General features: G+C 61.0%; 26 protein-coding genes. 4 read left to right on the forward strand and 22 right to left on the reverse strand.

Annotated elements, in window-relative coordinates; all coding sequences use genetic code 11:
- Nucleotides 1–321: 321 nt before the first annotated feature.
- Complete coding sequence (locus tag CER19_RS13550) at nt 322–1,104, reverse strand: class I SAM-dependent methyltransferase (protein WP_014717213.1); 783 nt, start codon at nt 1,102–1,104, stop codon at nt 322–324.
- A gap of 96 nt (nt 1,105–1,200) precedes the next feature.
- Between CER19_RS13550 and CER19_RS13555 the strand changes: the two genes are divergently transcribed.
- A complete protein-coding gene (locus CER19_RS13555; protein ID WP_116666774.1) occupies nt 1,201–1,821 on the forward strand; it encodes an energy transducer TonB in 621 nt (206 codons plus the stop codon).
- A gap of 3 nt (nt 1,822–1,824) precedes the next feature.
- On the opposite strand, the gene CER19_RS13560 is transcribed toward CER19_RS13555, so the two are convergent.
- From CER19_RS13560 to ppc, 6 genes are all read right to left on the reverse strand, one after another.
- The gene (locus tag CER19_RS13560) at nt 1,825–2,523 is read right to left on the reverse strand and encodes an extensin family protein (RefSeq protein WP_116666775.1); all 699 of its coding nucleotides are present in this window, start codon (nt 2,521–2,523) and stop codon (nt 1,825–1,827) included.
- A 10-nt stretch (nt 2,524–2,533) separates the two neighbouring features.
- Nucleotides 2,534–3,394, reverse strand: coding sequence for a DUF72 domain-containing protein (locus tag CER19_RS13565; RefSeq protein WP_116666776.1), 861 nt, complete (start codon nt 3,392–3,394; stop codon nt 2,534–2,536).
- Nucleotides 3,394–3,696, reverse strand: a complete 303-nt coding sequence (locus tag CER19_RS13570) for a hypothetical protein (RefSeq protein ID WP_116666777.1) — start codon at nt 3,694–3,696, stop codon at nt 3,394–3,396. Before CER19_RS13570 ends, CER19_RS13565 begins: the two co-directional genes overlap by 1 nt.
- A 160-nt stretch (nt 3,697–3,856) precedes the next feature.
- Nucleotides 3,857–4,543, reverse strand: a complete 687-nt coding sequence (tsaB, locus tag CER19_RS13575) for a tRNA (adenosine(37)-N6)-threonylcarbamoyltransferase complex dimerization subunit type 1 TsaB (protein ID WP_116666778.1) — start codon at nt 4,541–4,543, stop codon at nt 3,857–3,859.
- Between the two features lie 90 nt (nt 4,544–4,633).
- The gene (adk, locus tag CER19_RS13580; protein WP_116666779.1) at nt 4,634–5,281 is read right to left on the reverse strand and encodes an adenylate kinase; all 648 of its coding nucleotides are present in this window, start codon (nt 5,279–5,281) and stop codon (nt 4,634–4,636) included.
- Between the two features lie 280 nt (nt 5,282–5,561).
- Nucleotides 5,562–8,207, reverse strand: coding sequence for a phosphoenolpyruvate carboxylase (gene ppc / locus CER19_RS13585; protein WP_116666780.1), 2,646 nt, complete (start codon nt 8,205–8,207; stop codon nt 5,562–5,564).
- A 197-nt stretch (nt 8,208–8,404) separates the two neighbouring features.
- On the opposite strand from ppc, the gene CER19_RS13590 reads away from it, so the two are divergent.
- The 3 genes from CER19_RS13590 (at nt 8,405) to CER19_RS13600 (ending at nt 10,300) form a co-directional block, all read left to right on the forward strand.
- A complete protein-coding gene (locus CER19_RS13590; RefSeq protein ID WP_014717206.1) occupies nt 8,405–8,749 on the forward strand; it encodes a hypothetical protein in 345 nt (114 codons plus the stop codon).
- Nucleotides 8,750–9,032: 283 nt separating this feature from the next.
- Nucleotides 9,033–9,458: a DUF4398 domain-containing protein gene (locus tag CER19_RS13595; RefSeq protein ID WP_003189094.1), complete on the forward strand. Its 426-nt coding sequence runs from the start codon at nt 9,033–9,035 to the stop codon at nt 9,456–9,458.
- A gap of 56 nt (nt 9,459–9,514) precedes the next feature.
- Entirely contained in the window at nt 9,515–10,300 is a 786-nt protein-coding gene (locus CER19_RS13600; protein WP_003189093.1) for an OmpA family protein, read from the forward strand.
- A 487-nt stretch (nt 10,301–10,787) separates the two neighbouring features.
- Here the strand turns inward: CER19_RS13600 and CER19_RS13610 are convergent, their stop codons facing one another.
- The 15 genes from CER19_RS13610 to CER19_RS13685 all read right to left on the reverse strand — a co-directional run.
- Entirely contained in the window at nt 10,788–11,198 is a 411-nt protein-coding gene (locus CER19_RS13610; RefSeq protein ID WP_178088109.1) for a hypothetical protein, read from the reverse strand.
- Nucleotides 11,199–11,323: 125 nt separating this feature from the next.
- On the reverse strand, nt 11,324–11,650 hold the full coding sequence (locus CER19_RS13615) for a hypothetical protein (RefSeq protein ID WP_003172217.1): 327 nt from the start codon (nt 11,648–11,650) through the stop codon (nt 11,324–11,326).
- On the reverse strand, nt 11,647–12,552 hold the full coding sequence (locus CER19_RS13620) for an alpha/beta hydrolase (RefSeq protein ID WP_116666783.1): 906 nt from the start codon (nt 12,550–12,552) through the stop codon (nt 11,647–11,649). Before CER19_RS13620 ends, CER19_RS13615 begins: the two co-directional genes overlap by 4 nt.
- 155 nt (nt 12,553–12,707) lie before the next feature.
- Complete coding sequence (locus CER19_RS13625; protein ID WP_014717201.1) at nt 12,708–13,985, reverse strand: flavohemoglobin expression-modulating QEGLA motif protein; 1,278 nt, start codon at nt 13,983–13,985, stop codon at nt 12,708–12,710.
- 128 nt (nt 13,986–14,113) lie between these two features.
- On the reverse strand, nt 14,114–14,830 hold the full coding sequence (locus tag CER19_RS13630; protein WP_014717200.1) for a TetR/AcrR family transcriptional regulator: 717 nt from the start codon (nt 14,828–14,830) through the stop codon (nt 14,114–14,116).
- A gap of 143 nt (nt 14,831–14,973) precedes the next feature.
- A complete protein-coding gene (gene lysS / locus CER19_RS13635) occupies nt 14,974–16,476 on the reverse strand; it encodes a lysine--tRNA ligase (protein ID WP_003189082.1) in 1,503 nt (500 codons plus the stop codon).
- Between the two features lie 79 nt (nt 16,477–16,555).
- Nucleotides 16,556–17,651, reverse strand: a protein-coding gene (gene prfB, locus CER19_RS13640; protein ID WP_096001736.1) for a peptide chain release factor 2 whose coding sequence is annotated in 2 segments (ribosomal slippage) — nt 16,556–17,578 and nt 17,580–17,651 — 1,095 coding nt in all. Because the reading frame shifts where the segments join, the coding sequence is not laid out codon by codon here.
- A gap of 237 nt (nt 17,652–17,888) precedes the next feature.
- Nucleotides 17,889–18,890, reverse strand: a complete 1,002-nt coding sequence (locus CER19_RS13645; protein ID WP_116666784.1) for a PleD family two-component system response regulator — start codon at nt 18,888–18,890, stop codon at nt 17,889–17,891.
- A 52-nt stretch (nt 18,891–18,942) separates the two neighbouring features.
- Nucleotides 18,943–19,953: a chemotaxis response regulator protein-glutamate methylesterase gene (locus CER19_RS13650; protein WP_116666785.1), complete on the reverse strand. Its 1,011-nt coding sequence runs from the start codon at nt 19,951–19,953 to the stop codon at nt 18,943–18,945.
- The gene (locus tag CER19_RS13655; RefSeq protein ID WP_116666786.1) at nt 19,950–22,229 is read right to left on the reverse strand and encodes a hybrid sensor histidine kinase/response regulator; all 2,280 of its coding nucleotides are present in this window, start codon (nt 22,227–22,229) and stop codon (nt 19,950–19,952) included. The genes CER19_RS13650 and CER19_RS13655 overlap by 4 nt, the downstream gene beginning before the upstream one ends.
- Nucleotides 22,226–22,927 (reverse strand): chemotaxis protein CheW, encoded by a 702-nt coding sequence (locus CER19_RS13660; RefSeq protein ID WP_003189074.1) that lies wholly within the window; start codon nt 22,925–22,927, stop codon nt 22,226–22,228. Before CER19_RS13660 ends, CER19_RS13655 begins: the two co-directional genes overlap by 4 nt.
- Nucleotides 22,924–24,186 (reverse strand): protein-glutamate O-methyltransferase CheR, encoded by a 1,263-nt coding sequence (locus CER19_RS13665; protein ID WP_116666787.1) that lies wholly within the window; start codon nt 24,184–24,186, stop codon nt 22,924–22,926. Before CER19_RS13665 ends, CER19_RS13660 begins: the two co-directional genes overlap by 4 nt.
- Nucleotides 24,183–24,695 (reverse strand): chemotaxis protein CheW, encoded by a 513-nt coding sequence (locus tag CER19_RS13670; RefSeq protein ID WP_116666788.1) that lies wholly within the window; start codon nt 24,693–24,695, stop codon nt 24,183–24,185. The genes CER19_RS13665 and CER19_RS13670 overlap by 4 nt, the downstream gene beginning before the upstream one ends.
- Entirely contained in the window at nt 24,695–26,317 is a 1,623-nt protein-coding gene (locus tag CER19_RS13675; protein WP_116666789.1) for a methyl-accepting chemotaxis protein, read from the reverse strand. Before CER19_RS13675 ends, CER19_RS13670 begins: the two co-directional genes overlap by 1 nt.
- 420 nt (nt 26,318–26,737) lie before the next feature.
- On the reverse strand, nt 26,738–26,869 hold a 132-nt coding region (locus CER19_RS13685), incomplete at its 5' end, for an IS3 family transposase (protein ID WP_133298300.1).

A 26,869-nucleotide genomic window follows, 5' to 3' on the forward strand; every position in this document is an offset into this window, starting at 1 on the left:
TGTACACAATCCAACTGTGTTGACTGCCAAGCCGCCTTCGCGAGCAAGCCCGCTCCCACATTTGGAACGTGGGGTGTCAGGCAGATAGGCGTCGGCTGTCAGGCCGCTATCGCAGGCAAGCCCGCTCCCACAGTTGGATTGTGGGGTGTCAGGCAGATAGGCGTCGGCTGTCAGGCCGCTATCGCAGGCAAGCCAGCTCCCACATTTGGAACGTGGGGTGTCAGGCAGATAGGCGTCGGCTGTAAGGCCGTCATCGCAGGCAAGCCAGCCCCCACAGTTTGATCTCGCCGCCTCAGCGAGATAAGTGCTGCTGTTTGCAGCTTATGGCTTGAGCGCTTTCTTGGGATAAATGTCATAGCGGCTGGACTTGCCATCCAGCGCATGGCTCGGCTTCGGCCCCTCAATGCAGGGTGCCTTGCGCGGCCGCTTGACCACTACACGATGGCTGGCCAGCGCCAGAGCCGCCGCGAGCAGCGCCGGGGCATCCGGGTCGTCGCCCACTAACGGGCGGAACAGGCGCATTTCCTTCTTCACCAGGGCAGTTTTCTCACGGTGCGGAAACATCGGGTCCAGGTAGATCACCTGAGGCGGCTCACCCTGCCAATTGAGCATCACGTCGATGGAGTTGCCTTTGAGCAGCTTCATGCGCGCCACAATCGGCGCCACGTCAAAATCCTCGGCAGCGCGGGCCAGGCCATCTTCGAGCAAGGCGCCGATCAACGGCTGGCGCTCGATCAGGCTCATCTCACACCCGAGGCTGGCCAGCACGAACGCGTCCTTGCCCAAGCCCGCCGTGGCGTCCAGCACCCGCGGGCGCACGCCCTGGGCGATGCCTACCGCCTTGGCGATCATCTGCCCGCTGCCGCCGCCATACAACCGCCGATGCGCCGCGCCGCCTTCGACAAAGTCGACCCGCACCGGCCCTGGCGCATCAGGCCCAAGCTGTTGCAATTGCAAACCGTGCTCCCCCACTTGCAGGGAAAAATCCGCATCGGCCACCTGCAGAGGCAACCCCAACAGCGAAGCCCATTGTTCAGCGCGGGCCTGGAAGCTGTCAGCCAAGGCTTGGACCTGGATGCGGCTGGCCGCTGGTTGTTCGTTCATCACTCGCCACGCTCAAAAATATTAAGGATCGGCAAACAACGGCCGATAAAAATCACAGTCAGGTATTTTGCCAGAGCTGAGCGTCGACCGAGAAAAATGTCAGACATTCTCCCCCTTTCCATCGGTGTACTGCCGACCCACAACCATTACGGCCTGCGCAATACCCAAGCGTTGGCCGGGGTGAGTCATGTGTGGCAGGACTTCTTCGCCCGTGCGTTGGCCGAGCAGCTCGGTGAAACGCCGGACGCGCTCGCCGCCAAGGCACCTGCCCCGGCAGACCCGGCGGTTGAACCCCGCGAAGGCGCCGCCCTGCTGGCGCAGATCCTCACCCAGCGGGAGTGCGATGTGAAAGACACCGAGATCGTGCCACCTGCGCCGCTGTTCCTGCCGATTGCCGAGTTCGAAACCGAGCTGCTGCCACCGGCCGCGACGCCGTTCCCGGAAGAAGAAGTCATCGCCCAGCAACGCCAGCAAGCGTTTGAGAGCGAGTGGGTGCGCCCCATTGTGCTGAACGCCGGCCAACCGCTACCCGCGCCGGGCCCGGCGGCACAACCACGCCCGCTGCACCTGCCGATTGCCGAATTCGAGCTGGACCTGCTGCCACCGGCCGCCACGCCGTACCCCGAAGAAGAGTTGCTGGCGCAACAAAAAGCCCTGGATTTCGATTACTACTGGGCGCGCCCGCTGGTGACCCACAACCTGCGCCTGGCCGCCTGAACCCTAGCGACACACCCACCAACGCCCCATGTCCAGATGGAAATGGTTGCGATGAGCAGCGTTGTAGTCCGGGCTCAACACCACGTTGAAATCATCACAGGCGCCATCGCGTACCAAGCGCAGGAAACGCGCACTGTCGCCCTGCCCCGGCCAATCCTTGAGCACGCTGATGCTGCGCCCATCCGCCAGGCGAAAACCGGCGATATCCAGCGCATTGGCCGAGGCGTGCTGGCTGAGTCGACCGTCGGCGCGATTGTAGATATTACGGCAGGCAAAACTGCCCAAATGCTCGACCCGACTCACCGCCTGGCCGAACACGGCCTGGGCCGCCGGCTGCAGGCTGTGGCGCTCGAACAACGCGAACGCCACCGCCAGCGGGCAACTGGCGAGAAAGCTGCTGCTCAAGGCCACGTCAGCGCCCTGCACACGCAGGACATTGCGCAAGGGGCACGCCGCATCAGCCGATGTATCGGCCTGGCGGCTCACGCGCAGACCGGAGGTGTTTAATACCTGGTCACACAGCGCTGGATCATCCTGCAAACGACTGAGCTTGTAGCGCGTCAACAGGTTGGGGCTCGCTCGCACATCCAAGGGCGCCCAGGGATTCCATTCAGGCGGCATCGGCACCCAACCCCGCCAGACAGCCAGCGCAAAGGCACCCACCAGCACAAGCAACACACTCAATGTCTTGACCACACCCACGGCTCAACCCTCAAAGTAGCCCGAGCTGCTCCGCCACGGGTTCTCGATGCAAGGCAGGCAGCGGCGGTAGCCCTGGCAGACGCACCATCAGCTTGGCGTGGAAACGTAGCGCCAGCTGTGCCGCGAGACTGTTGTCCGACGTGTGCAGGAACATATAGGGCGTGCGGCCTTCTTCGATCCAACTGGCGATCTTTTCCACCCAGGGAATCAGGAACGGGTCATTGGCCTCAAGGTCCGGATGCCCGATAAAGCGCACCTGGGGAAACTGCGTCAGTGCCGCTGGGCGCGGTGGCACCCGGGGCTTTTTGGACTGGGCATGCAGCACCGCTTCCGATGTGGAAGTACAACTGAACAGGGCACGTGGATCGAGGCAGATGCGCTCGACACCGCGATCGCGCAACAGGCGGTTGAGCCTGCGCTCAGCGTCACCCTTGGCGAAGAACTGTTCATGACGCACCTCCACAGCCAGCGGCCGATCAATGCCATTGAGAAATCCAGCCAGCTCCGCCAGGCGTGGCGGCGTAAAGCCCTTCGAGAGCTGCAGCCACAGCGGTGAAACGCGCTCACCCAAAGGGCTCATCAAGCCGACAAAACTTTCTGCCGCCGGCAACTGTTCACGCAAATCGCCAGCATGGCTGATATCGCCGGGGAATTTGGCGGTGAAGCGAAAATCATCAGGCATGATTTCGGCCCAGCGCTGCACAGTGGCGGCCGAGGGGCGAGCGTAAAAAGTGGTATTGCCCTCAACGGCGTTGAAGACCTGTGAATAGAGCCCGAGGTAGTCGCTGGAACGCGCCTCAACGGGATACAGATACTCGCGCCAGGCGTTTTCACTCCAGGACGGGCAGCCGATGTAATAAGGCAAACGCATCAGATATGGATATCGAGACCCAGCACTTCCATATCCCATTCGACAAAGCCGGCAGTGGTCAGGTAGCTGGCCAAGGCGGTGGCAACGCTTTTGCTCATGGAACGGGGAAAGACCATGTCTTGCTGACGGGCAGGAACGCCGCTGATGCGTGCGCTCGAGGCGCCTTGAGCTTTGGAAGGCGCATCCGTGTGTACTTCGATGAAGTCCGGTGAATCCTCGACGGACTCGTCTACCGTCACGCTCGCCTTGCGCGGCTTACGCTTGAGGGGGTAGGACTGTGAGGAAAAACCGTCTATACGCATACATGCAGACTCGGTATCAATGATGGCAATTTAGCGGCACTTTCCATGGCGCGCAAATGCTCTGGTGATAACTAGAACACATAATTTGTAAAAGGTTTAAAAACCCAGGCAAATTCTGACGATTGGCGAAGTTTGCCGCCGAACGCCCACATTTTTGGCGTCAAATAATCCCGCGTTCGGCCTTGGTCTGCGCGACTTTATCGCGCAGGTACACCGGTGCTGCCTGGTCCGCCGCAATCGCCTCGCCGCGCTCAAATGCGAAACGCGCCAACGCCAGCAGGTCTTCGGCGTGGGGCAACATCGCCGCGTCCTGCTCGGCACAGGTCACCTTGATACGTTCGCCATAACCCCAGCCCGTGCCGGCACCGAACCAATCGCCGCTGGCGTCACCGGGCAACTGCGCCGCTTCGGGGGCCAGCACCGCTTCCGCACCGACCAGGCGCATTTCGCCTGCGGTCTCACGGTAGCAACCCCAGTAAACCTCATCCATGCGCGCATCAATTGCCGCGGCCACTTGCGACGCCCCGTGCTCACGCAACGCGCGCTGGGCCAGTACCGCCAGGTTGGACACCGGCAACACCGGGCGCTCCAGGGCAAAGGCCAGGCCCTGCACTACGCCAATGGCAATGCGCACGCCAGTGAATGCACCGGGCCCACGGCCGAACGCGATGGCATCCACCGACGCCAGGGTGGTGCCGGCGTCCTCAAGCAATTGCTTGATCATCGGCAACAATTTCTGCGCGTGCAGGCGCGGGATCACCTCGTAGTGGCTCGTAACCTTGCCATCGTGCAGCAAGGCAACGGAGCAAGCTTCAGTCGCGGTGTCCAGGGCCAGCAGGGTGCTCATCGGTGTGGGTGTCCAAATGGGAAAAAAGTGCGCCAGTATAAACAACAACGGCCCGCAAGCGGGCCGTTGTCTGTGCCGCCGATCAAGGGATCAGCTCAGTGCTTGCAGCACCTTGGCGGTGATGGCCTCTACCGAGCCCACACCTGGGATGTGGCTGTATTTCGGCTTGCCCTGGGCTGCGGACAACCTCTGGTAGAAGTCCACCAGAGGCTTGGTCTGGGAATGGTAGACCGACAGGCGATGACGCACGGTTTCTTCGGTGTCGTCTTTACGCTGCACCAGGTCTTCGCCGGTGACATCGTCCTTGCCTTCCACTTTCGGCGGATTGTAGACGACGTGGTACACCCGGCCCGAGCCTTCGTGAACACGACGGCCAGCGATACGCTGGACGATCTCTTCGTCTTCAACCGCGATTTCGACCACGGCGTCCAACTCCACGCCCGCCTTCACCAAGGCTTCAGCCTGGGGAATGGTGCGTGGGAAGCCGTCGAACAGGAAACCGTTCTTGCAGTCTTCCTGGCTGATGCGTTCCTTGACCAGGTTGATGATCAGGTCATCGGAGACCAGGCCGCCGCTGTCCATCACGCTCTTGGCGATCAGGCCCAGCTCGGTGCCAGCCTTGACGGCCGCACGCAGCATGTCGCCGGTGGAGATTTGTGGAATGCCGAATTTTTCAGTGATGAACTTTGCCTGAGTACCTTTACCGGCCCCGGGAGCTCCCAGCAGAATGACGCGCATCGATGTGCTCCTCAATTTTTTATAGAGATGACGCTCGGATTCGCCGCGTGGGGCCAATCTCGTAAAAATGTGGTTCTAGGCCGATCAAACGGCCAAAGGCTGATCAAGATACACAGCGGGCCCTCACCATACAAGCCGCCAAAAGTAGGAGAAACCCGCGCCGTACATGCGTCAGCGCCAGGGTGAGCCTGAGCGCAACCCGCCTCCTCAAACAACGACTGCCCTTTTCAGGGCGGTCGTCGTGGTTGTTCCGCAAGCCGTTGAGAACACGCAAGAAACCTCAACCGGTGTTGCGCAAACCGGCGGCAATACCGGCCACGGACACCAGCAGCGCCTGTTCCAGAGGGCTGTCTTGCGCCGCCTCTTGTCGACGAGACCGCGCCAGCAACTCGGCCTGCAACAGGTGCAACGGGTCGAGGTAGGTGTTGCGCAGGCGGATGAACTCCAGGGTGTCGGGGCTATGAGCCAGCAGCTGCGACTGGCCGGTCAGGCCAAGCACCACGTCACACGCCTGCGACAATAGGTCGCGTAAGTGCGCACCCAATGCCAGCAGGTCCGGCTGCACCAGGCGCTCATCATAAAGACGGGCGATATCGGCATCGGCCTTGGCCAGGACCATTTCCAGCATGTCGATGCGCGTGCGAAAGAACGGCCACTGCTCGCGCATCTGCCCCAGCAATTCACCTTCACCACGTTCCAGCGCCTTGCTCAGTGCCGCTTCCCAGCCCAGCCAGGCGGGCAGCATCAGGCGCGTCTGGGTCCAGCCAAAGATCCATGGGATGGCGCGCAAGCTCTCAATCCCGCCCGCACGACGCTTGGCCGGGCGACTGCCCAGGGGCAAACGGCCCAGCTCTTGCTCCGGCGTGGACTGGCGGAAGTACTCGACGAACTGCGGATTTTCCCGCACCACGGCACGGTAAGCGCTGACACCATCTGCCGCCAATTCGTCCATTAGATGACGCCAGGCAGGCTCGGGAGGCGGCGGCGGTAACAGGGTCGCTTCCAGTACAGCGGCCAGGTAGAGATTGAGGTTCTGCTCAGCGATATCCGGCAGACCGAACTTGAAGCGAATCATCTCGCCCTGCTCAGTGGTGCGGAAACGCCCCGCCACCGAGCCCGGCGGCTGCGACAGGATGGCCGCGTGTGCCGGGCCACCGCCACGGCCAACGGTGCCGCCGCGACCGTGGAACAACAACAGCTCCACCTGTTGCTCGCGGCAGATATCCACCAGGCGTTCCTGGGCGCGGTACCGCGCCCAGGCGGCGGCCGTGGTGCCCGCGTCCTTGGCCGAGTCCGAGTAGCCAATCATCACTTCCTGCGGGCCCTGCAAGCGCGCGCGGTAACCCGGCAGTTGCAGCAGGCGCTCCATCACCGGCCCGGCGTTGTCCAGGTCGGCCAGGGTCTCGAACAACGGCACTACGCGCATCGGCCGTTGTACGCCCGACTCTTTGAGCAGCAGTTGCACCGCCAGCACATCCGACGCGGCGCCCGCCATGGAGATGACATACGACCCTAATGACGCCGCCGGTGCGGCGGCGATTTCCTTGCAGGTATTCAATACCTCGGCAGTGTCCGCCGAGGGTCTGAAGTAACCCGGCAGCAATGGCCGCCTATTGGTCAGTTCCTGGGTCAGGAAGCTGATACGAGCATCCTCATCCCAGTCCTCATAACGCCCCAGGCCCAGGTAATCGGTGATTTCGGTCATGGCCGCCGAGTGACGGCTGGAGTCCTGACGCACATCCAGGCGCACGAGGAACAGGCCGAACGTCACGGCACGGCGCAGGCAGTCGAGCAGCGGGCCATCAGCGATCACGCCCATGCCGCATTCATGCAGCGACTGGTAGCACAGCTGCAACGGGTCGAGCAGGTCGCGGTTGTCCTGTAACACCTCGGCCGGCGCAGGGGTGGTGCTGGTCAACGAGGTGTGGGCCCACTGGCGCGTGGCGCGCAGGCGTTCACGCAGTTGCTTGAGCAAGGCACGATAAGGTTCGACGCTGTCGCCGACCTTGGCTTGCAACGCCGGGCTGGCCTGTTGCATCGACAGCTCGGAAGCCAGCTGATCAATGTCGCGCAGATACAAATCCGCCGCCATCCAACGCGCCAGCAACAGCACTTCGCGGGTGACCGGCGCGGTGACATTCGGGTTGCCATCACGGTCGCCGCCCATCCACGAAGCAAAGCGAATCGGCGCAGCCTCCAGGGGCAGGCGCAGGCCGGTGGCGGCGTGCAGGGCCTGGTCGGCCTTGCGCAGGTAATTGGGAATGGCGTGCCACAGCGAATGCTCGATCACCGCAAAGCCCCATTTGGCTTCATCCACCGGCGTGGGGCGCACGCGCCGGATTTCTTCGGTGTGCCAGGCTTCGGCGATCAAGCGTTGCAAGCGCTCGCGAATCTGCTCGCGCTCGGCGGTGGTGAGGTCACGGTGATCCTGCAAGGCCAGTTGCGCGGCAATGGCATCGTATTTCTGGATCAGCGTGCGGCGGGCCACTTCGGTGGGGTGGGCGGTGAGCACCAGCTCGATGTCCAGCCGCGCCAACTGCCGGGCCAGGGATTCATTGCTGTGCCCTTCGCTTTGCAGGCGGGCCAGCAATTGCGGCAAGACCCGGGATTCGAACGGCGCAGGTTGCGATTCATCGCGCCGATGAATCAACTGATATTGCTCGGCTATGTTGGCCAGGTTGAGGAACTGGTTGAAGGCCCGCGCCACGGGCAGCAACTCTTCCTCCTGCAACTGATTGAGGCTGGCGCTCAGCTCATCACCAGCGGCATTCTGCGAAATGGCTCCACGACGGTCGGCCTTGGCGCCTTTGCGGATCTGCTCGATCTTATCGAGGAAAGCCTCGCCGTACTGCTCTCGAATGGTGTTGCCCAACAGCTCACCCAGCAGGTGAACATCCTCACGCAAGCGTGCATCGATATCACTCATCAGCCAATCTCCAGCCAGAAATCCGGGACGCGCAGGTGCTTCAGAGTGCCGCCGACGTCGGTTTCTGACAAGGCCGAACGCAAACGACTTTAAACCTTGGCGCTTACAGCTAGTCTCAACGGGGAGTCGCCGCGTTATTCACGCAGGCGGCTGGTCACTCATCACCGCCTGCCATCGCAGGTTTTATTGAGGTAGCCATGAAAATTCGAGAACTGGCCCAGCATTGGGAAGAAACCGCCAAGGGTCGTTTAACCAAGACTGAATACGCAATCCATCTGGATGTAGAAGCCGCCGCCCGGCTGGCGGCCATTGCCGAGATGTACCCCAAGCGCCATGTCGAAGAATTGCTTGGCGAACTGATCGGTGCCGCCCTGGAAGAGCTGGAAGCCAGCTTCCCCTACATACAGGGCCAGCAGGTAATCGCCACCGACGAAGAGGGTGACCCGCTGTATGAAGACGTCGGCCCCACGCCACGTTTTCTCACGTTATCCCGTCGCCACTTGCACGATTTGTCGGCTGTCGCTGACGAACAAAAGCACTGATAAACATTTATTGACGTCAATTAAACCGCCGTATTCCGGGCCTTTTACAGGCCCGGAGGTACCGCCGCACGCCGCGAAAGTTCCATTTTTCAAACACTGACCAGTCAGTCAGATATTTTTTTAGGCAAATCGCCATATCCGCTGAACTTTTGAAAAAAGCCTCCGGTCACAGCCAGTAGCCATCACTTGTGGAACGGTCGTTTGAACGGACGCCATGTGCTTTACCGACGGGCCCGAAATCGATACGCCCCGATGGATTTTGATGTTTTTCAGGAGTTATCCAATGGAGTTGAAGACGATGAACACCAGCACTGCCAAATCCTCGTTTAACCACCTGCGCGGGCTCAAATTGGCCGCGCTGGCAATCGGCACCAGCTTCGTTCTGGCGGGCTGCGCCGGCAACCCTCCAACCGAGCAGTACGCCGTGACCCAATCGGCCGTCAACAGCGCAGTCAGCGCCGGCGGCACTGAGTACGCAGCGGTGGAAATGAAGTCGGCCCAGGACAAGCTCAAAGAAGCTGAGATTGCCATGCACGACAAGAACTACGACAAGGCTCGCCAATTGGCTGAACAAGCCGAGTGGGATGCCCGCGTCGCTGAGCGTAAAGCCCAGGCTGCCAAGGCTCAACAGGCTGTGAAGGATTCCCAGAAGGCTGTTGACGAACTGCGTAAAGAAGGCATGCGCCCAGCTGCAATCATGCAGAAGTAAGCCGCTGCCACTTGACTGCATCGCACCTGATATCGAATTGAAAGGACGACACGACTATGCGTAAACAATTGATGATCCCTGCCCTGCTGGCGATGAGCGTTGCCTTGGCGGCCTGCTCCACCCCGCCGAACGCGAACCTGGAAAATGCGCGGACCAATTTCTCGTCCCTGCAAACCAACCCGCAAGCCACCAAGCTGGCTGCGCTGGAAACCAAAGACGCCAGCGACTGGCTGGACAAGGCTGACAAGGCCTACCGCGACAAGGAAGACGAGAAGAAAGTCGACCAACTCGCGTACCTGACCAACCAGCGCGTTGAAGTGGCCAAGGACACCATCGTCCTGCGCGAATCCGAAGCCAAGCTGAAAAACGCCGGTGACGAACGCGCTCGCGCCCTGCTGGACGCGCGTGATGCGCAGATCAAGCAACTGCAAAACAGCTTGAACGCCAAGCAAACCGATCGTGGCACCCTGGTGACTTTCGGTGACGTGCTGTTCGCCACCAACAAGTCCGACCTGAAATCCAGCGGTCTGGTGAACATCACCAAGCTGGCTCAGTTCCTGCGCGATAACCCAGACCGTAAAGTGATCGTCGAAGGCTACACCGACAGCACCGGTTCTGACTCGTACAACCAGAGCCTGTCGGAGCGCCGTGCCGCTTCCGTTCAACGTGCACTGGCTCAACAAGGCGTGGATATCTCGCGCATCGTGACCCAGGGTTATGGCAAGGAATATCCGGTTGCCGATAACGGCAGCGTTTCCGGCCGCGCCATGAACCGCCGCGTTGAAGTGACAATCTCTAACGACAACCAGCCGGTCAAGCCACGGTCTTCCGTCGCTAACTGATCATTGGTCTGGTAAAAAGCCCCGCCTTCAGGCGGGGCTTTTTCGTTGCCGTTCATGAAAGCGTATTCAAGCTTTAGTCATTGAGGTATCCGAAGGTGCTGCGATTGCCACAAAAAAACCACCAGAAACGGTGGTTTTTTTGACTAGGGAAACTTGATCATGCGATCAGTATCTTCATCCGGCGGCGTTATCTTTTTGTTATGACGGGAGGTATCAGATGAGCAACCTGCCAACTGATTACGCGCCTGCTCTTGCGCATCCGCCCGCTCCAACGCCTGATGCGCCCTGGCCATGGCCAGCATATTGCGTATCGCATCAACTCTTATCACTGCCTTCCCGCCCCCACTTCGCGTAATTACATTGCCTTTTGTGGCACCTGACGCAATTGGGTTCCAAATAATTGGGTACAAGATCCCGCGATGATGGCTGTAAGGCCGCTGATATGAAAAACCCGCCGCAAAAAGGCGGGTTCTTCTAGGGTTGCCGATCAGTAGTTGATCGAGCCTTGACTCTCACCGCCGCCCATCTGGATTTGGCCTTGGCCCGATGCGCCGCTTTCACCGCCTTGTGCCCCTTGGGCCGCATTTTTTTCTGCCATCAGTTTCTCCAGTTTCTTGAGCAACTCTTCAAGACTCTCATCCCCACCAGCGCCTTGGGAACCCTGAGCGCCTCCAGCCCCTTGAGAGCCACCGGAACCACCGGAACCGGAACCGGAATCTTGGGAACCTTCGCCGCGTTTAGCTTGAATTTGCTCCTGGAGCTGCTGAATTTGCTGATCAAGACCTTGCGAAGGTCCCTGGGCGCCTCCCGAATTGCCCGCGCCAACTGAAGGTGCTGCGCCAATACCATCCATAAACTCGTACTCCAGAGTGATAAATAAAGTGGGCTGATCAGCCAAACCAATCAGTCCATCATCTGTGGCACGCGGTTGAAGATGGTTCCAGCCTATAGAGGTTCGGGGTGGCCCTGAGCGACTAACCGGTACACCCAACGGTTCTTTTCATACCACGCAAAGAGCCGGGCTCACTGTTGCAGCTGCGGGGTTTCCTGGCCCATGCAACGCACGGCCTGCTTCTTATTGTTCACCAGCACGCCGCTCAAGCCTTTCTGCTCGGTATCGAACATCACCAGTACGCCGTCGACGCACTGCGCCACTTGCGCAGCCGGGGTCAGGGAGATCTTGTAATCCTCGCCCGGCACTGTCTTGAGCATGGTGAAGTCGCTGAGTAGCAACGCATCTTCGGGCTTGGCGAAGTGCAGGTAGCCGTAGTACCACAGGCAGCCTACGGTGCCGATGATGGTGCCGATGCCGGTGAGGATCAGCGGGATCATGTTGCGTTCTTCGCTCATTGCGGGCTCTCTGATGAATCAACTTTAGGAACAGGGTAATTCGGGATTTCGCCCAGGCGGCGCAACCCGTTGAAGTGCTGCGGGTCGTCCAGGTAACGCAGCATGACGGTTTGCCAGGTTTTGTCGGCAAAGGTCTGCACATGGCCGCCACGGGTCAGTTGCAACACCCTGGGCGGGGGCGCGGCCTGATACAGGCGGATGCCATTGGCCACCGGCACGATAGGGTCATCCAGGCTGTGGAACAGCAGCTTGGGCACGCCGGTCAGCGAAGGCATGACATTGATCGCACTATCGCCGTCAGGCACCAGCCATGACAGCGGCACCTGCAACGGCCAGGTTAACCAGGAAGTGCTCAAGGCGAATTGTCCTACGTCACGATAACTGGCGGGTACGCCGTCCAATACCAGCGCCTTGAGTTGGGATTGACGCTCCGGGTGGGCTGCCAGGTAATGCACCGCCAGTGCACCACCCAGGCTTTGGCCGAGGATAATCAGCGGCTGACCCTGAGTTTCAGGCGCCTTGTCGATCCAGCTGAAAGCGGCGTCGATATCCTGGTAGATCGCCGGCAACGATGGCTTGCCTTCCGACAGCCCATAGCCACGATAGTCCAGCAGCAGCACTTGATAGCCCTGTTCCGGCAACCACCAACTGCCCCCCAGGTGCCAGGCGAGGTTACCGCCATTACCGTGCAAATGCAGGACGGTGCCCTTGAGTGGTACACCGGGTTTGGCCGGCAGCCACCAGGCGTGCAGTTTCACACCATCTGCGGTGCTGAGCGTGACGTCGCGGTATTGCAGGTGGGCTTTTTCCGGAGTGAAGGGCAGGCCGGGCTCGGGGTAGAACAGTAAGGAGCTGCAGCCGTTCAATGTGAGTAGCAGGCATAAAATGCCGAGGATTCTCATCCGTTGAAGCCTCGCGAAAGTTCTGAAGACCCGTGCAGATCAAATGTGGGAGCTGGCTTGCCTGCAATATCGGTCTATCAGTTGAATGAGTACTGGCTGACTCACCGCTATCGCAGGCAAGCCAGCTCCCACATTTTTTGATTCGGTTTCGTCGGTTACAGAATATTGGAATAATCCGCCTCGATCCGGTCCAGGCTCAAGTGGTTGAGGAAGTTGGAGAAGCACATCCAGGCCGCCAGCGCGTTCATGTCGCGAAACTGCTCCGGCAGGTACTTGGGCGGCACCACCAGGCCTTCGTCGACCAATTGGCGCAGGGTGCGCATGTCTTCAAGGGTGGTCTTGCCGCAAAACAGCAGCGGCACCTGTTCCAGCTTGCCTTTGCGTACGGCGAGCTGAATGTAGTTGTAGACCATGATAAAGCCCTTGAGATAGGACAAATCCTTGGTAAATGGCAGGCCGGTCGGTACCGAACCACGGAATACCCGACTGGCATTGCCATAGCTTTCGGCCATTTCAAAGCCTTGCTCGCGGAAGAATTCAAACACCTGCAGGAAGTCGGCGCCCTCTTCCACCATATGGATGGCGCGGGTCCGGTTGGTGAGTTTGCGCAGGCGGCTGGGGTAGGAGGCAAACGTGATGATCTCCATCAGGATCGCCAGGCCTTCCTGGGTAACGGTGGACGACGGCGGGCCCTTGGACAGGAACGTGCAGATCGGCTGGTTCTGGCCGTTGAGGGTGGTGCCCACATGCACCAGGCCCTCATGCACTTCCAAAGCGCGCACGTCGCGGTCGTTGAACATCGCGTCGGCGCGGATCTTGATGTAGTCAGCGCCCGCCGCTGCGTCGGCGACGATGCCATCGGACTCGAACACCCGGATGGTCTCCTCCGCTTCGCCAAACACTTTGTTCAGACGGGTTTGCAGCAGGCTGACCGCATCTTTGGCGGTGAGGGTCTTGGCTTCGTCCTTGAGGTCACCCCGGCCATCAATGTTGTTCAGGTAGTCGGAGAGCATCAGACCAAGGTCGGCCAGGGTCGGGTCGCCAGCGTGGAACGCATCGGAGGCGGCGCCGTAAAGCTCTTGGGAAATCAGACCGAAGTCCTCGGTGCCGCGCGCTTCCAGCATGCGCACCACCATGCGATATTCGCGGCACATACGCCGCATGATCTGCCCCACCGGACTGAATTGCCCAAGGCGACGGGTGATGTCGCGCTCGATGTTCTGGAATTCCAGCTTCACCGCGCTGGAGTCGAACGACAGCGGTCTGTTCAGGTAGTAATCACGGTCTACGGCAGGCATCGCCTTGCCCTTGGCCTTGAGAAATCCCTGGCGAATGTTCTCGTCCCATTTCACCGCATCAAGGACGCGGATCGGTGTTTGCGCCAGCACAATGCGATCGGACAAGGTGCGTATCGTCTGCTGGTAATCGTCCACCCGGTGCTTCCTCTTTAAACGTTATTGGCCCACGCGCAGGTAGCGCACGGCTTCACATCTGAGCAGCAGGCCCATCAGTGGTCGGAGCTGGCTTGCCTGCTCCCACCCAAAGCAGATTGCGCACAGGGCTAGACCGAGGCCAATACCAGGTGCATGTAACGCTTGAGGATTTCAAGCATCTCGTCACCGGTCAGAGGCTCTGCGCCGCCCAACAGGCCCTGATATTCCATCCGACTGATGATAGCCGTCAACACCTTGGCATCCTGCTGCGGCTCACGGGAGCCCAATACCTGGAAAAACTGCCCGGTGCCCTGTAACAGGATCTGTTGATGGGAGCGTACCAGTTCGGCCAGGCGCGGGTTGAGCAGGGCTTCCTGGCGAAAAGCCTGCTCAGCCATCAGGTATTCGCGGCGGTTGGTCAGTTGGCGCAGCACGTAGTCAGCGGTCAGGCGCGCGATATCATCGGCCAGTTGCGAGCGCGACTCCGGGCTGCCATCGCCATAGGCGACCATCTCGCGCAACAGGCCTTCGTTGCGCACCCACAGCTTGCCCATGAAAGCAGCGCTGCGCTCCACGTATTGGGCGAAGGTGTCGGTGAGCAGGTCGTCGATGTCTTTGAAGTAATAGGTGGTGGCCGACAGCGGCACCCCCGCCTCCGCCGCCACTGCCCGGTGACGTACGGCCCGCACGCCATCGCGCACGACGATACGCATGGCCGCATCGAGAATGTCTTGCCGGCGTTGCTCGCTGCCCCGTCGGCTGGCCTTGCGGCCCTGGTACTGAACGCTTTCAGCCACGGCAGCAGCAATGCCGGCGGCACCTTCTTGAGCTATTACGCGGTTCACCACACTTCTTCCTTTAGAGGTGACGCGGAGCGTCACAGGGTGCATTCCCACGCGGAGCGTGGGAACGATCACTGACGAGCACCACTTGAACAGGCCACATAAAAAAGCCGCCTTATAAAAGGCGGCTTCGGATTTCGCTACGGTTACGCTTGTGGCCGCATGTGCGGGAACAGGATCACGTCGCGGATCGACGGCGAGTTGGTCAACAACATCACCAGACGGTCGATGCCGATGCCTTCACCGGCAGTCGGCGGCATGCCGTACTCCAGGGCCCGAACGAAGTCGGCATCGTAGTGCATGGCTTCGTCATCACCGGCGTCCTTGTCGGCCACCTGGGCCATGAAACGCTCGGCCTGGTCTTCCGCGTCGTTAAGCTCGGAATAGGCGTTGGCGATTTCGCGGCCACCGATGAACAGCTCAAAACGGTCGGTGACGTTCGGGTTGTCGTCGTTGCGACGGGCCAGCGGCGACACTTCGAACGGGTACTGGGTAATGAAGTGCGGCTGTTCCAGCTTGTGCTCCACCAGTTCTTCGAAAATCATCACCTGCAGCTTGCCCAGGCCTTCGAAGCCCAGCACCTTGGCGCCGGCTTTCTTGGCAATGGCACGGGCCTTGTCGATGTCGTTGAGGTCGTCAGCGGTCAGCTCGGGGTTGTACTTGAGGATCGAGTCGAACACCGACAGGCGCACGAATGGCTCGCCGAAGTGGAACACCTTGTCGCCGTACGGCACGTCAGTGCTGCCCAGCACCAGCTGTGCCAGCTCGCGGAACAGTTCTTCGGTCAGGTCCATGTTGTCTTCGTAGTCGGCGTAGGCCTGGTAGAACTCCAACATGGTGAATTCAGGGTTGTGACGGGTCGAGACGCCTTCGTTACGGAAGTTGCGGTTGATCTCGAACACCTTTTCAAAGCCGCCCACGACCAAGCGCTTGAGGTACAGCTCCGGCGCGATACGCAGGAACATTTCCATGTCCAGCGCGTTGTGGTGGGTTTCGAACGGTTTGGCTGCGGCACCACCCGGGATGGTCTGCAGCATCGGGGTTTCCACTTCCAGGAAGTCACGCTGCATCAGGAAGCTGCGGATGTGAGCAATGACTTGCGAGCGTACGCGGAAGGTCTGGCGCACGTCTTCGTTGACGATCAGGTCAACGTAGCGCTGGCGATAGCGCTGCTCGGTGTCGGTCAGGCCGTGGTGCTTGTCTGGCAGCGGGCGCAGGGACTTGGTCAGCAGGCGCACATTGGTCATCTCGACGTACAGGTCGCCCTTGCCGGAACGGGCCAGGGTGCCTTCAGCGGCGATGATGTCGCCCATGTCCCAGGTTTTCACCGAGGCCAGGGTTTCTTCGGACAGGGTCTTGCGGTTGACGTAGACCTGAATGCGACCGGTCATGTCCTGGATCACCATGAACGAGCCACGGTTGAGCATGATGCGACCTGCCACCTTGACCGGGATCGCAGCCTCTGCCAGTTCTTCCTTGGTCTTGTCCGCGTATTGCTTCTGCAAGGCATCGCAGTAGTTGTCGCGGCGGAAGTCGTTGGGGAAGGCGTTACCCTTGGCGCGCTCGGCAGCAAGCTTTTCCTTGCGCAGGGCGATCAGGGAGTTTTCTTCCTGTTGCAGGGCTTGCGGGTCGAGTTGTTGGTCGCTCATGTCTTTAAATATTCCATCAGGTTCGTTGCCCCCAGCCTTCGGCGGGGGATCGCGGGCAAGCCCGCTCCCACAGAGGGTGTTAGAGGCCGGATTTCAGGCTGGCTTCCAGGTATTCGTCGATATCGCCGTCGAGTACCTTGTCGCAGTCGCTGCGTTCGATGTTAGTGCGCAGATCCTTGATCCGCGAGGCATCGAGCACGTACGAACGGATCTGGTGGCCCCAGCCGATATCCGACTTGGTGTCTTCCAGCGCCTGGGAAGCGGCGTTGCGCTTCTGCATTTCCTGCTCGTACAACTTGGCCCGCAGCATTTTCATGGCGGTGTCCTTGTTGGCGTGCTGGGAACGTTCGTTCTGGCAGCTGACCACAGTGTTGGTCGGTACGTGGGTAATACGTACGGCCGAGTCGGTGGTGTTTACGTGCTGACCACCGGCACCGGAGGAACGGTAGGTGTCGATCCGCAGGTCGGCCGGGTTGATCTCGATTTCCACCTTGTCATCAATCTCTGGCGAGACGAACACAGCGGAGAACGACGTGTGGCGACGGTTGCCGGAGTCGAACGGGCTCTTGCGCACCAGGCGGTGCACGCCGATCTCGGTGCGCAGCCAGCCAAAGGCATATTCGCCCTTGATGTGCACGGTCGCGCCCTTGATACCGGCCACTTCACCGGCGGACAGTTCCATGATGGTCGCGTCGAAACCGCGTTTGTCAGCCCAGCGCAGGTACATGCGCAGCAGGATGTTGGCCCAGTCCTGGGCCTCGGTGCCGCCGGAACCGGCCTGGATATCCAGGTAGGCGTTGTTCGGGTCCATTTCATGGCTGAACATGCGGCGGAATTCAAGCTTGGCGAGGTTTTCCTCGAGACGGGCCAGCTCGGCGACGACATCGCCCACTGCGCCTTCGTCGTTTTCTTCGACGGCCATGTCCAGCAGGTCGCGGCAATCACCCAGGCCGGTGTTCAGTTCGTCGAGGGTATCGACGATCTGTGCCAGCGCAGCGCGCTCGCGCCCCAGTTCCTGGGCGTATTCAGGTTTGTTCCAGACACTCGGATCTTCAAGCTCGCGATTGACCTCAGTCAGACGCTCATGCTTTTGATCGTAGTCAAAGATACCCCCGAATAGTTTCGGAGCGCTCGGACAGGTCCTTGATGGTGTTAAGGATCGGGTTGATTTCCATGGCGGGCAGCACTCGTTGGCGAACTTTTGAAAGCCGGCGAGTATAACGGCAAACGGCTGCGAACGGCAGTCCGCTTGGCCGAAAAGGCGGGGGTTTGTACAGGATCCATAGCCAGATAGCGATCAAATGTGGGAGCTGGCTTGCCTGCGATATCAGTGTATCAGTCGGTACTTCTGTGACAGATGCGCCGCTATCGCAGGCAAGCCAGTTCCCACATGAGGTGCGCGACGCTTGGGATTACTCGATGCCCACCTGATTACGCCCATTATGCTTGGCCGTGTACAAGCCCTTGTCCGCCGCCATGATCAACTGTCGGCAATCGGTACCCTGGACCGGTGTCAACGTCGACAGCCCAATACTGATGGTCAGGCTGGCACCTTCAGCCGGGGCGATGTGCGGGATTTTCAACGCCGCCACCGCCATGCGCAGTTTTTCTGCCACCAGGCGTGCGCCGCCCGGCGAGGTGTTGGGCAGGACCAGTGCGAACTCTTCGCCACCGTAGCGCGCCGGCAAATCCGAAGGGCGGCTGCTGGCTTCACGGATGGTGTTAGCGACTTTGCGCAGGGCTTCGTCGCCCTCGACGTGGCCGAAGCTGTCGTTGAAGGTCTTGAAGAAGTCCACATCGATCATCAGCAACGACAGTTGGGTCTGGTCGCGCATGGCGCGGCGCCATTCCAGCTCCAGGTATTCGTCGAAGTGGCGGCGGTTGGACAGCCCGGTCAGGCCATCGGAGTTCATCAGGCGTTGCAGCACCAGGTTGGTGTCCAGCAACTGTTGCTGGCTGACCCGCAACGCGCGGTAGGCCGCGTCGCGTTGCAACAGGGTCATGTAGGAGCGCGAGTGGTAGCGGATGCGCGCCACCAACTCGATGTTGTCCGGCAGCTTGACCAAGTAATCGTTGGCCCCGGCCGCAAAGGCCGCGCTCTTGATCAGCGGGTCTTCCTTGGTGGACAGCACGATGATCGGGATATTCGCGGTGGCCGGGTGATTGCGGTATTCGCGCACCAGGGTCAGGCCGTCCAGGCCCGGCATCACCAGGTCTTGCAGGATCACCGTGGGCTTGATGCGGATCGCCTGGGCAATTGCCTGGTGCGGGTCGGCGCAAAAGTGGAAGTCGATGTTTTCTTCATGGGCCAGGCCACGCCGCACGGCTTCACCGATCATGGCCTGGTCGTCGACCAGCAACACCATGGCGGCGTTTTCGTCGGTCTTGAAGTCGTCGAGCTGTAAATCATTCATGTGCAGTCACCTGAATTACTACCTGCAAGCCAGCACGGCGGGAGATTTTTGTTCATTTTGCAAAGACCTCCAGCAATCGGGGCGCAATTCTATCCAGTGGGCGAATTTCAACAGCAGCATCAATCGCCGCCGCCGCTTTGGGCATGCCATACACCGCCGAACTCTGTTGGTCCTGGGCGATGGTCAAATATCCTTGTTCCCGCATCAGCTTGAGGCCCTGGGCGCCGTCGCGACCCATGCCGGTGAGCAAGACGCCGACGGCGTCACCGTTCCAGTGGCTGGCGACGCTTTCGAAAAACACGTCGATCGACGGCCGGTAAATCTCGTTCACCGGCTCTGCGGTATAGGCTAGCGTGCCATTTTTCAACAAGCGAATATGGTGGTTGGTGCCGGCCAGCAATACCACGCCGGGGTGAGGCGGCTCGCCTTCACAGGCCAGGCGCACCGGCAGGCCGGAAGCGCTGCTCAACCACTCGGCCATGCCGGCGGCAAACACCTGGTCCACATGCTGCACCAGCACGATGGCGGCCGGAAAATCCCGGGGCAAACCCTTGAGCAGAACTTCCAGGGCCGCCGGCCCACCGGCGGAAGAACCAATCGCCACCAGCCGTTGACGCTTGCCGGTGACCCGCTGCGGCGGGGTTTCGGCACGCACCCGCGTGCCGCGCTGGCCGATCAGCCAGCCAATATTGAGGATCTTGCGCAACAGGGGCGCCGCCGCATCCTTGGGGTTGCCCACGCCCAGTGCCGGGGTGTCCACCACATCCAGGGCGCCGTGGCCCATGGCTTCGAATACACGGCTGACGTTAGCCTGGCGGTCGACGGTGACGATCACGATCGGGCATGGCGTGTCGGCCATGATCTGCCGGGTAGCCTCCACACCGTCCATCACCGGCATGATCAAGTCCATCAGGATCAGGTCCGGGGTCAGCTCGGCGCAACGCTGCACCGCTTCCAGGCCATTGCTGGCCACCCACACCACCTCGTGGGCGGGCTCGTAACTCAAGGCTCGGCGCAAGGCTTCCACCGCCAGAGGCATGTCATTGACGATCGCAATCCTCATGCCCGGGCGCCTCCAATCAGTTCAACCACGGCGTCGAGCAAGGCGTCGTCATGGAAACTGGCTTTGGCTAGATAATAGTCGGCCCCGGCGTCGAGGCCACGGCGGCGGTCTTCTTCACGATCCTTGTAGGAAACCACCATCACCGGCAATGATTGCAGGCGACTGTCACGGCGCAAAAGTGTGACCAATTCAATACCGTCCATGCGAGGCATATCAATATCCGTGATAAGCAGGTCGAAGTCCTCGGAGCGCAATGCGTTCCAGCCATCCATGCCATCGACCGCCACGGCGACTTCATAACCACGGTTGAGTAACAATTTGCGTTGCAGCTCGCGCACCGTCAGTGAGTCGTCCACCACCAGCACGCGCTTGCGCGGCGCTTCGGTGGCCTGCTGGCTGCGCCGGGCGATGCGCTCCAGGCGGCCGGTGTTGAGCAATTTATCCACCGAACGCAGCATGTCTTCGACATCGACGATCAACACCACCGAACCGTCATCGAGCAAGGCCCCGGCAGAAATGTCCTGGACCTTGCCCAAGCGATCATCCAACGGCAACACCACCAGGGTGCGCTCGCCGATAAAGCGCTCCACGGCAATCCCGTACACCGCATCGCGCTCGCGGATCACCACCACTTTCAAGGTATCTGACGGGGTCTGCCCCGGCGGGCGCTGCAGCAACTGGCTGGCGGCAACCAGGCCGACATGTCGGCCCTCATGCCAGAAGTGCTGGCGACCTTCCAATTGCACGATGTCGTCGGGCGCCAGGTCGCACATGCGTTCGATATGCGCCAGGGGAAAGGCATAGGCTTCTTCGCCGACTTCCACCACCAGGCTGCGCACCACCGACAGGGTCAACGGCACCTCAAGATGGAAGCGACTGCCCTGCCCCGCCGTCTGTTCCAGCACCACCGCGCCGCGCAGCTGGCGAACCATATGCTGCACCGCGTCCAGGCCCACACCACGCCCGGACACTTCGGTGACTTTGTCACGCAGGCTGAACCCCGGCAGGAACAGGAAGGTCAGTAGCTCCTCTTCGCTCAGGCGCAGAGCCGTTTCCACGGGCGACAAATTCCGGTCGACAATAGTGCCACGCAGGCGCTCCAGGTCGACACCGTTGCCGTCATCGCTCAACTCCAGCACCAGCAACCCGGCTTGATGGGACGCACGCAGGCGAATCAAGCCCTCCGCCGGTTTGCCCGCCAGCACGCGTTGCTCAGGGGTTTCGATGCCGTGGTCGACGGCATTGCGCAATAAATGGGTGAGCGGCGCTTCGAGTTTTTCCAGCACGTCACGGTCGACCTGGGTCTTTTCGCCCTCAATCTCCAGGCGCACTTGCTTGCCCAGGCTGCGACCAAGGTCACGCACCATGCGCACCTGCCCGGCCAGTACATCGGCAAACGGCCGCATGCGGCAGGCCAATGCGGTGTCATAGAGCACCTGGGCGCGCTGGCCGGCCTGCCAGCCGAACTCATCCAACTCGGCGTTTTTTTCCGCCAGCAGGGCCTGCGCTTCACTCAGCAGGCGACGGGTATCGGCCAGGGCTTCCTGGGCTTCCAGGTTCAGATCCAGCGATTTGAGCTGGCCATCCAGGGCATCCAGCGCGCGCAAGCTGTTGCTCTGAATGCGCTTGAGGCGCTGCAGACTGGCCAGGTACGGCTTGAGCCGCTGGGTTTCCACCAGGGACTTGCTGGACAAGTCCAACAGGCTGTTCAAGCGCTCGGCCGTCACCCGCAGCACACGCTCGCCACCTTCAGTCATGCGTTTGTTCTGGCGCGGCGCTTCACTGCTGAGCGGTGGCGCGGGCTCCAGCTCGGGCTCCAGCAGCAATGCGTCAACCCGCGGCGCGGGGGTGGGCTCGGTTTTTGGCACGGGCGTGGCAATCGGCTGGGAGGGATCGAGCAAGCGCTCCATCAGCGCAACATAGGCCTCGATATCCGCCGGCCCCACATCATTGCCCGGGGTGGCGATACGCATCAGCAGGTCAGTACCTTGCAGCAACGCGTCGATATGTTCAGGTTGCAGGTACAGGCGGCCTTCCTGGGCGCTAACCAGGCAATCTTCCATGACATGGGCCACGCTGACCCCGGCATCCACGCCGACAATCCGCGCCGCCCCTTTAAGTGAATGCGCGGCGCGCATGCAGGCTTCGAGCTGGTCGGCCTGGGTCGGGTCGCGCTCCAGCGCCAGCAGGCCCGCGCTCAACACCTGGGTCTGCGCATCGGCTTCCAGGCTGAACAGTTCCAACAGCGAGGCATCGCGCATCTGGTCGGGGGTCATGCGAGGCTCCGGGTCACGGCGGACAACAATTGCGCTTCGTCCAGCCAGCGCAGGCTGCGGCCTTTCCACTGCAACACGCCTTGGGTGTAGCGTGCGCTAGCCTGGGTGCCGGACACCGATGCGGCCTTCAAGGTGCGCTCATCGATGGCGTGGATGCCGTCTACTTCATCTACCGGTACGACGACCGGGCCGTCCTGGGCAGCGATGATCAGCATGCGCGGCATGATCCGCCCGCCGCTGGCGCCGGTACTGGTGCTGTCCAGGCCCAACAGTTCCACCAGTGACAGGCACGCCACCAGCGCCCCGCGTACGTTGGCCACGCCCAGCAGCGCCCGGGAGCGCTGGTGCGGCAGCGAGTGGATCGGCTGCAACGGCGCCACTTCCACCAGGCAGCGGGTGGCGATACCAAGCCATTCTTCGCCGAGGCGGAACATCAACAGCGAACGGGTAACCACCTCGTTATCCGCTTCGGCAGTTGCCTGCGCGTGATGGTCGTCCTGTTGCAGGGCGTAGCGGTCAAGCAGGCGCGTGGCGGCGGCGGAATACACCGAGCAATTGCGGCAGTGGATATGCTCGGCCAATAACGGGCAGGACTTGTCGCCATGAATACCGATGCGGTTCCAACAGTCGTCAATGGCTTGGGTATCGGTCAGCGTCAGGTCCAGGCCTGCGGTGTCGAGCGCGTCAGGGCTACTCATCGTTTGGACTCACTGTCAGCTCGCTCGCTACGGGCGGCGCGTGCCTGAAGACGACGCGCGCCGGCACTGTCACCCTGGGACTCGAGCAACGCGGCCAGGTGCATCAGGGCCTGGGGATGCTGCGGTTCCAAATACAGGGCTTTTCGGTAATACCCCTGGGCCTCCAGGGCACTGCCAGCCACATCGCTGAGCAGCCCCAACCAGTAAAACACCTGGGCGGCCGGCGGGTGACTGCTCAAATACCGCTCGCAGGCCGCTCGGGCCTCGGCACTTTTGCCCTCGTTGGCCAGGGTTGCGATCTGGCTAAGCAAATCCCCGGCATCGGTATGCGTAGCCTTGACCGGTGGTACGTGGGGGCTGACCGTGCTGAACGGTCGCGGCTTGAGCGGTATCGGCGCCGCCCTGCGCTGCAGTATGGGTGCGGGCGCCGGCGTGATAACCGGTGCTACTGGCGGGGGCGGTTCTACATGCCGACTGAAGGCGAAGGACTGCGGCACACCAATTGAGCGCATGCCGTGACGCCCCAGCAGGCTGCCCTCGGCCGGGCCGATAAACAGCACGCCGTCCACGTGAGTCAATGCCTTGAGCACATCAAAGACTTGTTTCTGGGTCGGCTGGTCGAAGTAGATCAGCAAGTTGCGGCAGAACACAAAATCGTAGGTTGGCTCGTTCGCCAACAGTGCCGGGTCCAGCAAGTTGCCGACTTGCAGGCGCACTTGTTCGCGCACCCGGTCGGCGATGCGGTAGCCGCCTGCGTCTTCAGTGAAGTGGCGGTCACGAAACTCAAGGTCGGCGCCGCGAAACGAGTTCTTGCCGTACACACCCCGCCGCGCGCGCTCCACCGACAGCGGGCTGACGTCCATGCCTTGCACTTTGAACTGGTGGGGCGCCAACCCCGCGTCGAGCAGGGCCATGGCAATCGAATAGGGCTCTTCACCGGTCGAACACGGCAGGCTGAGAATACGCAAGGCGCGCATCTGGTTGATCTCGGCCAAGCGTGCCTGGGCCAGGCGGGCCAGGGTTGCAAAGGATTCGGGATAGCGGAAAAACCAGGTCTCGGGGACGATCACCGCTTCGATCAGCGCCTGCTGCTCGTCATGGGAGGTTTGCAGGTGTTGCCAGTAAGCCTCCGCCGACGGCGACTGGGACGACTGGCAGCGCTGGCGCACCGCGCGTTCGATGATCGCCTCGCCCACCGAAGCGACGTCCAGGCCGATGCGTTCTTTCAAGAACGCGAAAAACCGGGGGTCATTGCTCATAGGCTCAACTCGGCGGAAAACAGCAAGGCGCGCACTGGCGCGGTCAACAGATCCGCAACGCCAATCCATTGCATCAAGCCCTGGGCATCCTCGCGCACCGGCCCCAGGTATGGCGCCTGTTGGTTGTCCAAGCCATAGGGCTGGAACTCGGCGGGGTCGCAACGCAGGGTGTCGGTGGCCTGCTCCAGGATCAGCCCCAGCCAACGCGCCTCACTCCAAGGCTGCGGCTGATAATTGACCAACACCAGGCGCGTACTGGTACGCGCCTGGGCCGAAGTGCCGAACGTCAGGGCGCTCAAGTCGATGACCGGCACCAGCACCCCACGATGGGAGAAGATACCCGCCACCCATAAGGGCGCTTGGGCGATAGGTTTAAGCGCCAGGCGCGGCAGCACCTCGGCCACTTCCGTGGCCTTGAGGGCAAAGCGTTCGTTGCCGATGCGAAACACCAGGAACAACGCCTTTTTCGCTGCCGGGACGGCACCGCGTTTAGCCGCAAGCTCGCTCATCAGACTTTGAAACGCGAGACGCCGCTGCGCAGACCGACCGCAACCTGGCTCAGTTCATCAATGGCAAAGCTGGCCTGGCGCAGGGATTCGACGGTCTGGCTGCTGGCATCGCCCAATTGCACCAGCGCATGGTTGATCTGCTCGGCGCCAGTGGCCTGGGCCTGCATGCCTTCGTTGACCATCAACACCCGCGGCGCCAGGGCCTGTACCTGATGGATGATCTGCGACAGTTGCTCGCCCACTTGCTGCACCTCCGACATGCCGCGGCGCACCTCCTCGGAGAACTTGTCCATGCCCATCACCCCCGCCGACACCGCCGACTGGATCTCACGCACCATCTGTTCAATGTCGTAGGTCGCCACGGCGGTCTGGTCGGCCAGGCGGCGCACTTCGGTGGCAACCACGGCAAAGCCGCGCCCGTATTCACCGGCTTTCTCAGCCTCGATGGCCGCATTGAGCGACAACAGGTTGGTCTGGTCGGCCACCTTGACGATGGTCACTACCACCTGGTTGATGTTGCCGGCCTTCTCATTGAGGATCGCCAATTTGGCGTTGACCAGGTCGGCGGCGCCCATCACCGAGTGCATGGTTTCTTCCATGCGGGCCAGGCCCTGCTGGCCGGAACCTGCAGCCACCGAGGCTTGGTCGGCGGCGGTGGAGACTTCGGTCATGGTGCGGACCAAGTCCTTGGACGTGGCGGCAATTTCGCGGGAAGTGGCGCCGATTTCGGTGGTCGTGGCCGCGGTTTCTGTCGCGGTCGCCTGTTGCTGCTTGGAGGTCGCGGCAATCTCGGTGACCGAGGTAGTGACCTGCACCGATGAACGCTGCGCCTGGGACACCAGGGCAGTCAGCTCGGTCATCATGTCGTTGAAGCCGGTTTCAACCGCGTTGAATTCGTCCTTGCGCTCCAGATTCAGGCGCTTGCTCAGGTCGCCGGTGCGCATGACTTCGAGGATTTGAACGATACGCTGCATCGGCGCCATGATCGCGCGCATCAGCAACAGGCCACACAGCGCGGCGGCCAGAATTGCCAGCAACAGCGAGACGCCCATGCTGATCTTCGCGGCCGCTACCGCATCATCGATGGCGGCGGTGGCGTTGTCGGCGACCTGCTTGTTCTCATTGATAATGTCATTGAGCTTCATGCGGCCTGCTGTCCAGGCGGGAGTCAGTTGCTCGTTGAACAACCTCAACGCTTCGGCGGCGTTATTGCTCTGATGGGCCGCCAAGACCTGGGCGAGAATCTGGTTGTAGTTCTGGTGCAGTTTTTCGAAGGCATCGAATTCGGTGCGATCCTGGGTGATATTGATCGTCCCGGCGTAGCTGGCCATATGTTGCTCAAGCCGAGCCTCAAAAGACTTGTAGTCCTGTTTGTCGGCTTCGGAAATGCCCTGGTTCTCGTGGATCCCAACCAACTCCTGGGTTTGCAGGTAGCTGTCGACCCAGGCGCTGCGAATCATCGAGCTGAAAAACACCCCGGGCACTGCATCGTCTCGGACCGAGTTTTCGCTGATTTCGATTTTCAACAGGCGCGAATACGAGACCACGACCATCAGCAGCATGATCGCGATAATTACCGCAAAGCTCGCCAAAATCCTTTGGCGCAGGGTCCAGTTCTTCACAGTAATTCCTCGCAGGGCCATTCAAATGGAGGGGAGTATAGCTGAGCGGCTGCGCGCTTTTATCAAGGCTTTTGATGTGCAGTGCACAGAATGCAGATGTGCTCGCGTTGGCCACAGGTATCTACACAATTTTGGTACGACGCTGGACCTGTGGCGAGGGAGCTTGCTCCCGTGGCGGCCTGACAGCCGACGCCTATCCACCTGACGCTCCCACGATCTATTGTGGGAGCTGGCTTGCCTGCGATGGCGGCAACGCTTATCTACCAGACACCCCGCGATCCAACTGTGGGGGCGGGCTTGTTCGCGAAGGCGGCCTGGCAGTCAACACCGTTGGATTGTGTGTATATCCATTCCTGCGGTAACGGCCGCTTAGGGTTCCGCCCTGACGTGAACTGCCCCCCAAAAGTTGGACAGGAGACGCTATTGATTTAGTGCCTGGGTCCGAAACTGTACCGGACTCAAGCCATTCAGTCTGAGGCTTATGCGGTCTTGGTTGTAGTAGGTGATGTAATCCTCTAAGCCTGATGCCAGTTGCTCCACACTCTCAAATGA

The sequence above is a fragment of the Pseudomonas sp. GL93 genome, assembly GCF_003408955.1.
GTDB classification, from domain to species: Bacteria; Pseudomonadota; Gammaproteobacteria; order Pseudomonadales; family Pseudomonadaceae; genus Aquipseudomonas; species Aquipseudomonas paracarnis.